This is a genomic window from Paracoccus contaminans, assembly GCF_002105555.1.
GTDB lineage: Bacteria > Pseudomonadota > Alphaproteobacteria > Rhodobacterales > Rhodobacteraceae > Paracoccus > Paracoccus contaminans.
The window spans coordinates 2821638-2833736 of sequence record NZ_CP020612.1 but is presented as its reverse complement, the minus strand read 5'-3'; the positions used below and the strand labels follow the sequence as shown (position 1 = coordinate 2833736).

The 12099-nt window shown below is 70.1% G+C and carries 12 protein-coding genes; 4 read left to right on the top strand and 8 right to left on the bottom strand.

Annotated elements, in window-relative coordinates:
• Positions 1–6: 6 nt before the first annotated feature.
• From B0A89_RS13550 to B0A89_RS13520, 7 genes are all read right to left on the bottom strand, one after another.
• Positions 7–1137: an NAD-dependent epimerase/dehydratase family protein gene (locus B0A89_RS13550; protein WP_085378946.1), complete on the bottom strand. Its 1131-nt coding sequence runs from the start codon at positions 1135–1137 to the stop codon at positions 7–9.
• Between the two features lie 5 nt (positions 1138–1142).
• Positions 1143–2219 (bottom strand): CgeB family protein, encoded by a 1077-nt coding sequence (locus tag B0A89_RS13545; protein ID WP_085378561.1) that lies wholly within the window; start codon positions 2217–2219, stop codon positions 1143–1145.
• Positions 2220–2310: 91 nt separating this feature from the next.
• The gene (locus B0A89_RS13540) at positions 2311–3393 is read right to left on the bottom strand and encodes a CgeB family protein (protein ID WP_085378560.1); all 1083 of its coding nucleotides are present in this window, start codon (positions 3391–3393) and stop codon (positions 2311–2313) included.
• Positions 3390–4496, bottom strand: a complete 1107-nt coding sequence (locus B0A89_RS13535) for a CgeB family protein (RefSeq protein ID WP_085378559.1) — start codon at positions 4494–4496, stop codon at positions 3390–3392. Before B0A89_RS13535 ends, B0A89_RS13540 begins: the two co-directional genes overlap by 4 nt.
• Positions 4493–5581: a glycosyltransferase family 4 protein gene (locus B0A89_RS13530; RefSeq protein ID WP_205949756.1), complete on the bottom strand. Its 1089-nt coding sequence runs from the start codon at positions 5579–5581 to the stop codon at positions 4493–4495. The genes B0A89_RS13535 and B0A89_RS13530 overlap by 4 nt, the downstream gene beginning before the upstream one ends.
• On the bottom strand, positions 5578–6675 hold the full coding sequence (locus tag B0A89_RS13525; RefSeq protein ID WP_240558562.1) for an SDR family NAD(P)-dependent oxidoreductase: 1098 nt from the start codon (positions 6673–6675) through the stop codon (positions 5578–5580). Before B0A89_RS13525 ends, B0A89_RS13530 begins: the two co-directional genes overlap by 4 nt.
• Positions 6672–7787: an NAD-dependent epimerase/dehydratase family protein gene (locus B0A89_RS13520; RefSeq protein WP_085378557.1), complete on the bottom strand. Its 1116-nt coding sequence runs from the start codon at positions 7785–7787 to the stop codon at positions 6672–6674. The genes B0A89_RS13525 and B0A89_RS13520 overlap by 4 nt, the downstream gene beginning before the upstream one ends.
• Before the next feature lie 116 nt (positions 7788–7903).
• Here B0A89_RS13520 and B0A89_RS13515 point away from each other — a divergent pair, with 116 nt between their 5' ends.
• Genes B0A89_RS13515 through B0A89_RS13500 form a run of 4 tightly spaced genes read left to right on the top strand, consistent with a single transcriptional unit; the run spans position 7904 to position 11472 of the window.
• Positions 7904–8488: a histidine phosphatase family protein gene (locus B0A89_RS13515; RefSeq protein ID WP_085378556.1), complete on the top strand. Its 585-nt coding sequence runs from the start codon at positions 7904–7906 to the stop codon at positions 8486–8488.
• An 11-nt stretch (positions 8489–8499) separates the two neighbouring features.
• Positions 8500–9270: a TIGR04290 family methyltransferase gene (locus B0A89_RS13510; RefSeq protein ID WP_085378555.1), complete on the top strand. Its 771-nt coding sequence runs from the start codon at positions 8500–8502 to the stop codon at positions 9268–9270.
• Positions 9267–10349 (top strand): glycosyl hydrolase, encoded by a 1083-nt coding sequence (locus B0A89_RS13505; RefSeq protein WP_205949755.1) that lies wholly within the window; start codon positions 9267–9269, stop codon positions 10347–10349. Before B0A89_RS13510 ends, B0A89_RS13505 begins: the two co-directional genes overlap by 4 nt.
• A 10-nt stretch (positions 10350–10359) precedes the next feature.
• Positions 10360–11472 (top strand): inositol-3-phosphate synthase, encoded by a 1113-nt coding sequence (locus B0A89_RS13500; protein WP_085378554.1) that lies wholly within the window; start codon positions 10360–10362, stop codon positions 11470–11472.
• On the opposite strand, the gene B0A89_RS13495 is transcribed toward B0A89_RS13500, so the two are convergent.
• A complete protein-coding gene (locus B0A89_RS13495; RefSeq protein WP_085378553.1) occupies positions 11424–12050 on the bottom strand; it encodes a DUF1003 domain-containing protein in 627 nt (208 codons plus the stop codon). The genes B0A89_RS13500 and B0A89_RS13495 overlap by 49 nt on opposite strands.
• Positions 12051–12099 lie beyond the last annotated feature (49 nt).

The window sequence follows — 12099 nt, the reverse complement described above, 5'->3', positions numbered from 1 at the left end:
CGCCCGCTATTGTGCCGCCGCGGCGCTGGCGCGGCCGGGGCGGCGCGGTTCGGTGCCCGCAGGCGCCGCCGCGCCCGCGGGCGTGCCCCGCCCGGCGATCCCGTCGCGGTTCATGGTGCCGGTCTTGTGGGGAAGCGCGCCAAGTTCATCGGCGAACCAGGCGCAGGTCGCGGCCAGCCCCTCGGCCAGCGGCACGCGGGGCGCCCAGCCCAGCAGCGCGCCGGCACGGGTGATGTCGGGGCGGCGGCGGCGCGGATCGTCCACGGGCAGCGGGCGCTGCTCGACAGCCGCGCCGGTGCCGGTCAGCGCCTGCACATGGCCCAGCAGCTCGCGCACCGTCATCTCGACGGGGTTGCCGAGGTTCACCGGCTCCATCCCGTCGAAATCGGCCTCCATCAGGGCCATCAACCCCGCGACCATGTCCGAGACGAAACAGAAGCTGCGCGTCTGGCTGCCGTCGCCATAGATCGTCAGCGCCTCACCGCGCAGGGCCTGGCAGATCAGGTTCGACACCACGCGCCCGTCGGCAGGGTCCATGTTCGGGCCGTAGGTGTTGAAGATGCGGGCAACGCGCACCTCGGCCCGCCCGGCGCGGGCATAGTCGAAGGTCAGCGCCTCGGCGGCGCGCTTGCCTTCGTCATAGCAGGCGCGGGGGCCGGTGCAGCTGACATTGCCGCGATAGTCCTCGGCCTGGGGGTGATGCTCGGGGTCGCCATAGACCTCGGAGGTCGAGGTCAGCAGGAACCGCGCGCCCGCGCCTTCGGCCAGGCGCAGCAGGTGGTTGGTGCCGACGACATTGGTCAGCATCGTATGCTCGGGGTCGCGCTGATAGAGGGGGGGCGAGGCCGCGCAGGCAAGATTCCAGACCCGCGCGATCCCGGCGGCGCCGGTGACGGCGGCGGGCAGCGGTTGGCTGATGTCATGCTGCACGAAAAGAAATCCCGCCCGCCCTTCGAGCGCGCGCAGGTTCGACGGGCGCGCGGTCTGCAGGTTGTCAAGGCACAGCACCGCCTCGCCCCGGTCGAGAAGCGCGCGGCACAGATGCGAGCCGATGAAACCCGCGCCGCCCGCCACGACGTTCAGCCGCGGCGCCGCCGCGGCCTCGTCCTGCGTGCGGATATTGGTTTGCTGCTGCATGGAGGTCATTTCCTTTCCTGCCTCGCCGCGCTGCCGCGCGCCGCCGCCTCGGCCAGATGCGCCTCGAGTTCGGCGGCCCGGTGATCCGAGGAATGCGCCGCCTCGATGCGGGCGCGGGCGGCCCGGCCCATCGCGGCGGCGTCGCGATCCAGCGCCGCCAGCACGTCCTCGGCCCCGTCCGCCAGCACGATCGCCTCGCCCGGCGGCAGCAACGTCTCGATGCCGTCCCATCGGTCGGATATGATGGGCGTGGCGCAGGCCCCCGCCTCGAACAGGCGGACCGAGGGGGACCAGCCGGCGCGGATCATGTCGGCGCGCGTCACGTTCAGCGTGAAACGGCTGGCCGAGTAGAAGGCGGCGTGATCGGCGGGCGGGCAATGCTCGATCCGTTCGACATTCGCCGGCCAGTCGATGCCGGCCGGATATTGCGGCCCGGCGACGACAAAGCGCAGGTCGGGCCGCCGCCGCGCCGGTTCCAGCAACAGCCTGTCCAGCGTCGGCTGGCGGTCGTCGCTGTAGGTGCCAAGATAGCTGAGATCCCAGCGCAGCGGCACGTCGCGCGGGCCGTAAAGATCCAGATCGACCGAGCAGTAGAGCGGCCGCGCCATCGGGCTGCCATAGGCCGCCTCGATATGGCGCAGGGTCGGCCCGCCGGTGAAGGACAGATACAGGTCGAAGCTGGGGATGACCTCGGGCGAGAGATATTCGAAATCCCCCCGCGCCAGCTTGGCCAGCGTCACGGGCGTGTCAATGTCGTAAAAGGCGGTCGTGCCCTGCGCCCAGGACTGCACCCGGCGCGAAACCTCGACCCCTTCGGGGACATAGCTGCCGACGATCACCGCATCCGCGCCCGCGATCTCGCCCCGCCACGCATCAAGGCCGGGCAGGTCCGCATAGAAGGCCAGCCGGCACCAGTCGGGGTCGGTCAGGTCGCGCTGGCTGGCATACCAGGGCACGTCGCGTTCCAGAAACAGCACCTCGTGCCCCCGCCGGGCAAAGGCTTTCAGCAGGGCGCGGAAGGTGGTGGCGTGGCCGTTCCCCCAGGAGGAGGAGAGCGAGAGGCCGAGGACGACGAGCTTCATGCGCGGCCCCCCGCGGGCAGCGGCAGGGGGGCGCTGCCCCCATCGCCCTGCGGGCGATTCCCCCGGGATATTTTCATGCAGAAGAAGCCCGTCACGCGTTCGCCCCCTTCATCTGCGCGCGCAGCAGCGCATCCACCTGCACCCCGCGCAGGGCATAGGTGTGCTGCGCCTTCACGCGGGCCAGGGCCGCCTGGCCGATCGCCCGCGCCCGTTCGGGCGTCAGGGCGGCGAGGTGATCGGCCACGTCCTGCCCGTCGCGGGCGACCAGCACCTCGGTATCGGGGGTCAGGAACTGTTCGATCCCTTCCCATGCGTCGGTGATCAGGCAGGCGGCCGCGCCGGCGGCCTCGAACACCCGCGTGGCGGGCGAGAAGCCCACATTGGCCATGCTGTCGCGGGCGACGTTCAGCACCGCAAGGGGCGTGCAGTTAAAGGCGTTGTGCTGGTGCGTATAGACGTGCCCCAGATGCCGGACATTGCCGGGCATCGGCTTGCTGTCCCAGCCATTGCCGCCGATCAGGAAGCGCCGTTCGGGCAGGCTGGCGGCGGGACGCAGGAAGAACTCCTCGACCCGCGCCTCGCGGTCGGGCAGGCGGTTGCCAAGAAAGGCCAGATCGGCGGTGAAGGCCGCGTCAGGGGCCACCGGGTGATGCGTTGCCGGGTCGAGCGCGTTATAGACCGGCTCGCACAGCTTGGCGCCAAAGGCCCGGTAGGCGTCCACCACGGGCGGCCCGCCGCCATAGGTCAGCACCATGTCCAGGTCGGGCAGCGCGGCCCGCACGGGATGCGCGGGGTCGGCGCGCATCTCGTCCAGCGTCGCAGCCGCGTCCACGTCCCAGAAGATCTTCAGCGCGCCGGGGCGGGCCTGGGCGATCACCCCCTCCAGCAGCTCGCGGTCGAAGACGCCGACGCCGTTCGCCTTGACGACGATGTCGGCCGCGCCCGCCTCGGCCAGAACACTGCGCATCGCCTCTTCGGTCGCCGGATAGACGACCGAGCGGCACCAGTCCGGCGGGTCGATGTCGCGGTGCTGCTGGCGGTCGAAGGCGTCGGGTTCGTAAAAGGTGATCTCGTGCCCATGGCGCGCCAGCTCGCCCAGGATGCCGCGGTAATAGGTGGCGGCGCCGTTCCAGTAGGACGACAGCAGGCTGGATCCGTAGAAGGCGATCTTCATGCCGGGACTCCGGTATCAAGGCCGATCGTTGCGGCGATGGACATCAGCTCCTGCGCGCGGTGGGCGCAGGTATGGCGGGCGCGGATCGTTTCCAGCCCGTGGCGGATCAGGCTTTCGCGCAGGGCAGGGTTGTGGGCCAGATCGCGCAGGCGGGCGGTCATCGCCTCGCCTGTATCGGCAAACAGGAAGTCGGTGCCGGGGCGGAACAGCCCCTCGCTGTCGGACCAGGGCGCGGACAGCAGCGGGATGCCGCAGGCCAGCGCCTCGAACACGCGAATCGTCGGGATGCCGGGCAGCAGCGTCGTGTAGAAGCGGCGGGGGACATGAACGGTCGCGAGATGCCGGGCGAAGATGGCTGGCGCGGCCGCGTTCGGCGCCCAGCCGTGATAGCGCACGCCGTATGCCGCCAGCGTCGCCAGCGCCTCGGCCGGATAGCGCACCCCGTAGATGTCGAGCGGCAGGCCGGCATCGCGGGCGGGGCGGAAGAGGAAACGCTCCAGCTCCTCTGTGCGCTCGCCGTCGCCCCAGTTGCCGATCCAGACCAGCCCCTCGCGCGGGCCCTGCTCGGCCGGGGGGTGGAACAGGCGGGTGTCGGCGGCCTCGTGCCAGACCCAGACGCGCCCCCCCCAGCCCCAGCGGCGATAGACGGCGGCCAGCGTCTCGCCGAAGGCCAGCACCCCGTCAAAGCCCGACAGGTCAAAGGCCCGGATCGCATCCGGATCGCTGACGGCGCGGTGGTGGGTGTCGTGGAACAGCAGCCGCCAGTGCGCCCCCGCCTTGCGCAGCGCCCCGAGGCGCGCGGCAAGCGAGGGGTCGTTCCATTCGTGGACGATCACCAGATCGGCGCCGTCCGCCAGCGCCGCCGGGTCGGCGGCGGGATCGTAGGTTTCCACCGACAACTCGGGGTAGTTTTGGCGGAACGCCGCCAGCCCCGCCTGCCCATGATCGCGCAGCAGGTTCTCGAGGCTCCACGCGCCCTGGGGTTCCAACGCGCGGACCTGATGGCCCACCGCCTGCAACTCGCGCAGGACACCGCGCAGGAAATGGGCGTTGCCGTGGTTCCAGCAGGATTGCAGCGAATGGGTGAAATAGACGATCTTCATGCGGCGGCCTTGCGTGCGACCAGGTCGCGGTAGATGGCGGTCATCCCGGCGGCGGTGGCCTGCGGGGTGTAGCGGCGGGCGCGGACCTGCGCCGCCTGGCCATGCGCCGCGCGGGCGACGGGATCAGCCAGCAGCGCGGCGATGGCGGCGGCAAGGCCCGGCGCATCGCCGGGCGCCACGAAGGTGGCGGCGCCGTCCCACAATTCGCGGAAGGTCGGGATATCGGACAGCACCAGCGGGCAGCCGGCCTGCGCGGCCTCGAGCACGGCAAGGCCGAAGGGCTCGAACCGTGCGGCGCTGACGAAGACGGGGCGGCGGGCCAGCCAGCCGGCCAAATCGGCCGCAGGCAGTGCGCCGGTCAGTCGCAGATGCGCAGGCGCGACCGCCGCGCCATGCGGCGCGCGGGTCGCACCGATGGCAACGAAGGGCGCATCCAGCAGCGCCGCCGCGGCGTCGAGCGTCGCGGTATCCTTGACCTCGTCCCACAGCCGCCCGACCGTCACCGCGCCATCAAAGCCCGTTGCATCCGGCAGCGGCATCGGCGTGCGGCCGTTGTGAACGGCGGCGGGCAGGGGCACGCCATAGCGCCGCGCGACCGCCTCGGCATAGGCGCTGGTCGGCGTCACCACGCGGTCCGCGCGGGCCAGCCCCTGCCCGATCAGCTCGGGCAGCCAGGCCAGCGCCGGATCGACGGGGCCTTTGCCGGCGGCGTCCCACCAGGTGCCCAGGCAGCCGTGGTTCACCGCGACAAGCGGCACGCCGTAATCGGCCAAGGCCAGCGCCGGCGCGTTCAGATGGACGACCTCGGCGCCGATTTCTGCCGCGAGCCGGGCGACGGCGGCAGCGGCCTCCAGCACCTCGGCGGGGCCGGAGGCCAGCCAATCGAGCGGCAGGGCGGTTTCCACCAGCCGCAGGCCAGAAACGGCGACGGCCGCCGCCCGTTGGCCGGCATCCGGCGCCGGTCCGAGCAGCGCCAGTGTCACCTGCGCCTCCAGCGCGGCGGCAAGCTCCAGCGCGTATTGCCACACGCCGCCGACCGCATCCGCGGTCATCAGCAGCCGCAGGGGGGCGCGTTCAGCCGTCACGCCGACTGCGCCAGGGACGGCTCGCCCAGCGGCAGGTTGACGCCATGCTCGCCCGCCAGCCATTGCGCCAGGCGCAACACCCCGTCCTGCCAGCCGACGCGGGGCGAGAGGGCCAGCGCCGCCTCGGCCGCGCGGGCATCGGCGACGAAATAGCGCTGGTCGCCCGCGCGCCAGTCCGAGAAGGCGACATCGACCGGCCGGCCGATGATGGCGGCGATATGGTCGAGCAGCTGGCGCAGGCTGACCGCATTCGCCGGCCCCCCGCCCAGGTTGAAGGCGCGGCCCGAAACCTCGTCGATGCGCGCCCAGGCGTTCAGATAGGCCTCGACGGCGTTCGAGACATCCAGGATGTCGCGTACCTGATGGCCGTCGCCGAACAACGTGATCTGCTGGCCCTTGAGCGCGCGGATCAGGAAATGGGCAACCCAGCCCTGATCCTCGGTTCCCATCTGGCGCTGGCCATAGATGCAGGACATGCGCATGACCGCCGTCGGCACGCCATAGCTGCGCGCATAGTCCAGCACATACTGATCGGCCGCGCCCTTGGAACAGCCATAGGGCGTGTGGAAATCCAGCGGCCGCGCCTCGGAAATCCCATGCGCGCGGATTTCCGCATCTGTCGGGCGATAGGCGTTGCCGTCGAGCGCAAAGTCCAGATCGGCCAGATCGCCATAGACCTTGTTGGTCGAGGCGAAGATCAGGGGCGTGCCGTCCCCCTTGGCCCGCAGCGCCTCGAGCAGGTTGACCGTGCCGATCAGGTTGATGCCCAGATCCTCGACCGGCTCGACAAGGCTGGTCGTCACCGCGACCTGCGCGGCCATGTGGAACACGGCCTTGGCGGCCTCGGCGGCCTCGGCCAGCGTGTTCGCGTCGCGGATATCGGCGCGCAGATGCGCGATCCGGGCGCCGTGGTTCTGCTGCAGCCAGGCGAGGTTGCGTTCCACCCCCGCGCGGGCCATCGCATCATAGACGATGACATCGTGCCCCTGCGCGGCCAGCCGGTCGGCAAGGTTCGATCCGATGAAACCCGCGCCCCCCGTGACCAGCACGGGGCGCGGATCGGCGGCCGGGTCGGTGCGACCGGCCCCCGTCACGCGACCAGCCCGCGCTTGTCCAGCTCGGCCCGCATCTTTTCCACGTTGTCCACGGCGGTCTGGCTGGCGACCCATTCGGCCAGCTCGCCCAGCCCCTCGCGGAAATCGGTCGTCGCCTTGAAGCCCAGCTTGTCCGCGGCCAGGGCGGTGTCGCAGAAGCAGTGGCGGATGTCGCCGATGCGCGCCTTGCCGACGATCAGCGGATCAAGGTCGTTGCGGCCCATCGCCCGGCCCAGTTCCTGCGCAACCTCGGTGACCGACCGGTCCTGCCCCGAGCCGATGTTGAACGTGCCGCCCGCCGCCTGGGGCAGGGACAGCGAATCCGCAAAGGCGCGCGCCACGTCGCTGACATGGACGAAATCGCGCCGCTGCTCGCCATCCTCGAAGATCATCGGCGCCTGCCCGTTCAGATAGCGTGAGGCAAAGATCGCCAGCACCCCGGTATAGGGGTTCGACAGCGCCTGGCCTGGGCCATAGACGTTGAACAGGCGCAGGCACACCCCCTCGATCCCGTAGGGCGCGGCCATGATGTGGGTCGTGCGTTCCTGAACGTATTTGTTCAGCGCATAGATGGACGCGAGGTTCGGCGTCTTCCATTCGGGCGTGGCCACGGGCGCCAGCGGGCGGCCCTGCGCGTCGACCGGCTCCCAGTTCTTCAGCCCGTCGCGGATGCCCACGCGTTCGGCATCCTGCACCAGATTGCCGTCGGCGTCCTTGTAAAGCCCCTCGCCATAGATCGACATGGACGAGGCGGTGACGACGCGGCGCACCGGGTTGTCGATCAGCTTCTCGAACAGCACCGCGGTGCCGACATCATTCGTCGAGGTATAGCGCTCGACCTCGTACATCGACTGGCCGACGCCGACCTCGGCGGCGAGGTGAACGACGCTGTCCACGCCCTTGAGCGCGGCCGCGACGGCATCCTTGTCGCGCACGTCGCCCTGGATGAATTCGGCCTCGGCATTAAGCGCCGCGGGGCGGCCCGCGCCCTCGCCATGGACCTGCGGGATCAGCGCGTCCAGCACGCGCACCTGATGGCCGCGGGCCAGAAGCTCGTCGGTGACGAAGCGGCCGATGAAGCCTGCGCCGCCGGTGATGAGAACCTTTTCCACGTTGCCCCCGAGTTAACGTTTGTTTCGATTGATGCGATGGCATCGCCGTGGTGTTAAGCATCTATGTTCACGGAATGCCAGCTTCTTCTTCTACTTAGCTCGGGCGCGGGGCGGGCATGCTGATCGGGCTGGTCCGCCACGGCTCGCATGACGAACTGGGCCGCGTTCTCAGCGGCCGCAGCAGCGACATCGCGCTGAACGAGGCCGGCCGGGCCGAGGCGGCGGCGCTGGCCGCGCGCCTTGCCCCTCGTGGGATCGTCCGCATCGACACCAGCCCGCGCCTGCGCACCCGGCAGACCGCGGGGATCCTGGGGCAGGGGCTGGGGCTCGCGCCCGCAGTCGCGGCCGATCTGGACGAGATCGACTTCGGCGCGTGGTCGGGGCGGGCCTTTGCCGATCTGGCGGGAGATCCGGCCTGGGACCGCTGGAACGCCGTGCGCGCCAGCGCGCCGACGCCGGGCGGCGAGACGATGGCCGCCGCGGTGGCCCGCGCCCTGCGCCATGTCGAATCCTGCGCTGCGGCCGGGGGCGGCCCGGTGCTGCTGGTCAGCCATTGCGACATCATCCGCGGCGTGGTCGCGCAGGTGCTGGGCCTCGGCCTCGATCACCTGCTGCGCTTCGATGTCGATCCCGGCTCGATCAGCTGGCTTTCGGTTGGACAAAGCGGCGCGCGTGTCTTAACCGTCAACGGCACCGCCTGACGGAACGGAAGATGAACGACTGCCGGATTGCACAGACTGTCGAACGGCTTGGGCCGTGGTTTCATAATCTGCATCTGGACGGTATCGAAACCGCGCCGGGGCATTTCCTGGGCGACTATCCTGCCGACAAGTTCGCCCGCTTCGCCCATCTGCTGCCCGCCGACCTGACCGGCCGGACGGTGCTCGACATCGGCTGCAACGCCGGCTTCTACAGCTTTGAAATGGCGCGCCGGGGCGCAGCGCGCGTGCTGGGGATCGACAGCGATCCGCGCTATCTGGAACAGGCCCGCTTTGCCGCCAGCACGCTGGGCGCGACGCGGGTCGAGTTCCGGCAGCTGGGCGTCTATGACGTGGCCGCCCTGGGCGAACGGTTCGACCTCGTGATCTTCATGGGCGTCCTTTACCACCTGCGCCACCCGCTGCTGGCGCTGGACCTGATCCGCGAGCATGTCGCGGGGGACATGCTGTTGTTCCAGACGCTGACGCGCGGCCCCGATACGGTCGCCCCGGTCGCCGAGGACTACGACTTCGCCGAGGACGCGCATTTTCAGGCCCCCGACTATCCGCGCATGGCCTTCATCGAGCGCAAGTGGTCGCATGACTGGACCAACTGGTGGGTGCCGAACCGCGCCGGGGTCGAGGCGATGCTGCGCGCGGCCGGCTTTGCCACCCTCGCCGGCCCGGCGGACGAGGTCTATCTGTGCCGCACCGCCCCGGTGCCCTTTTCCCAATACGGACCCGCCGCGGTCTATCCAGCCAGGTCCGAGGAGGCCGCCCGATGATCGAAGCCGCGATGATCTGGAACGAGCCGAACAACAAGTCCCACTGGGACCCCGCGCTCGACCCCGACTGGTCGCGGTTCGGCCGCTGCGTCAGCCTTGCGGGGCAGGCGATCCGCGAGGTGAACCCCGCCGTCACCCGCGTTCTGGGCGGCATGTCCCCGATCGACCCGCTGTGGGTGCAGCGCATGGCGGGGCATGGCGCGCTGGATCATGTGGACGTCGTCGCGGTGCACGGCTTTCCGCTGGACTGGAACCTGTGGCAGATCCACGAATGGCCCGCCAAGGTGGCCGAGATCGAGGCCGTGACCGACAAGCCTGTCTGGGTGACCGAGGTCGGCGTCGGCAGCTTCGGCGCCGAGGAGGTGCAGGTTTTCGGCGTGCAGAAGACGGCCGAGCTGCTGGTCGGCCGCGTGCCCCGCATCTTCTGGTATTCGCTCTACGACCTGCCGCAGGAATGGGGCGCGACGACGCGCCACCGCGAGGCCGAGGGCAGCAGCTATTACCGCCATTTCTACATGGGCCTGATCCGCGCCGACGGCACGCCCAAGCCGGGCCTTGACGCCTATGCCCCCCATGCGGCGGAGATGGGGCTGATGCAGTGGTTCCACTATCACGACCCGCGTCTGGACGACGCCGTCGCCTGGATGAAGCGGCTGGGGGTGCGGCACCTGCGAACCGGCCTGTCCTGGGCCGACAGCTTCCGCCCCGATGCCATCGGCTGGTTCGACCGGCAGATGGAGGCGCTGGCGGATTTCGACACGACCGTCACCTTCTGCTTCACGCCCGAACATCTCGGCCCCGGGGCGCACCACACCAGCCCGCCGCACGATCCGCAGGCCTTTGCCGATTTCTGCGCCGCGATGATCGAACGCTATGCCCCCGCCACCCCGGCCGAGCGCGCGCCCGCCGCCGCCTATGACCCGGCAGCGCCGCGGGGCGTGCGCAGCGGCATGGCAGACGCCGCGCAGACCGAAGCCGGGCAGGTGGGTGCATCCGCCGCCGCGCCGCATGGCGCCGCCAGTGCCGCCGGCGCGCCCGCGCAGGCCGATCTGTCCAATCCGTCCTCTCCGACCCTCTGAAGGCCGCATCATGACCCAGCGTTCGCCCATCAACGTGGCCATCGTCGGGGTGGGCAACTGCGCCAGCTCGCTGGTGCAGGGGCTGACCTATTATCGCGGCCGCAACGACGATGCGGCGGGGCTGATGCATGCCGATCTGGGCGGCTATCGCGTCGATGACATCCGCATCGTCGCCGCCTGGGACGTGGACCGGCGCAAGGTCGGGCAGGACGTGGCCAGCGCGATCTTTGCCGCGCCCAACTGCACCGCCGTCTTTGCCCCGGCGGTCGAGCCGACGGGCGCCACCGTGCGCATGGGCGCGGTGCTGGACGGCGTGGCCGAGCACATGGCCGACCATCCCGAGGCCCGCACCTTCGTGACCGCCGATGCGCCCCAGCCCTCGCGCGCGGATGTCGTGGCCGCCCTGCGCGACAGCGGCGCGCAGGTGCTGATGAACTACCTGCCCGTCGGCAGCCAGCAGGCGACCGAATTCTACGCCGAATGCGCGCTCGAGGCTGGGGTCGCCTTCGTCAACAACATCCCCGTCTTCATCGGCTCGGACCCTGCCTGGGCCGAACGCTTCCGCGCCGCCGGGGTGCCGGTGATCGGCGACGACATCAAGGCGCAAATGGGCGCCACGATCGTCCACCGCGTGCTGACCGACCTGTTCGCCCGCCGCGGCGTGCCCTTGCTGCGCACATATCAGCTGAACACCGGCGGCAACACCGACTTTCTGAACATGTCAAACCGCAAGCGGCTGGAAAGCAAAAAGATTTCCAAGACCGAGGCGGTGCAGGCGGTGGCCGCGACGCGCATGGCGGACGAGACGATCCATGTCGGCCCGTCCGACTATGTCGCTTGGCAGAACGACAACAAGGTCGCCTTCATCCGCATGGAGGGCGAGCTGTTCGGCGGCGTGCCGATGAATCTCGAACTGCGCCTGTCGGTCGAGGACAGCCCCAACAGCGCCGGGGTCGCCATTGACATGATCCGCTGCGCGCGCCTCGCGCTCGATCGCGGCCTTGCAGGGCCGATCGAGGCGCCGGCGGCCTATTTCTGCAAGCATCCGCCGCGGCAGATGAACGACGATGCCGCCTATGAGGCGGTCGAGGCCTTCATTGCCGGCAACGCGGGCTTAGCATGATCCCCGCCTGCGTCCCGAGTGGCGCCCAGGGCATCGGCGGCGCGTTCCTCGGGCCGCTCGTCGATGTCGTCCAGCGCGTCCAGAACCTCTTCGGGATCGACCGTCTTTTCCACCTCGGCCGCTTCCTGCCGGTCAACGGCAATGTCCAGCTTTTCGGCGATGCGGTGGATGACGGCGGCCAGCTGCGTCAGCTCGTCCTCGGCCAGCAGGCCGATATGCAGGTCCAGGTCGGCGCGCCGGTCGGCGTTGCGCGTCTCCAGCCGCTGGTTCATCAAAACGAACAGCGCCAGGAACATCGCCTCGATCGAGGCAAGCGAGCCGATGATCCCCAGCCCGTCCTGCCAGTCGAAAGGCGTGCGGATCAGGTCGGTCAGCGTCAGCAGCATCCCGCCATAGGCGACGACGTGCAACAGCACGAACCACATCGAGCCGGCGGCGCCCGTGACATGGCCGGCGATGCGCAGGCCGAGCGGGGCGTCCAGGGCCTCCTCGCGGCGGCGCTCGACCAGGCGGGCGATGTTGCCGGCCAGCCTGGTGCTCATATCCTTGGCGGATGGCGGCACCTTGTCGTTCTGCATGAAATCTCCCCCGCGGCTGCCTGCTCAAGACAGGGCGGCGCGGTCCAGT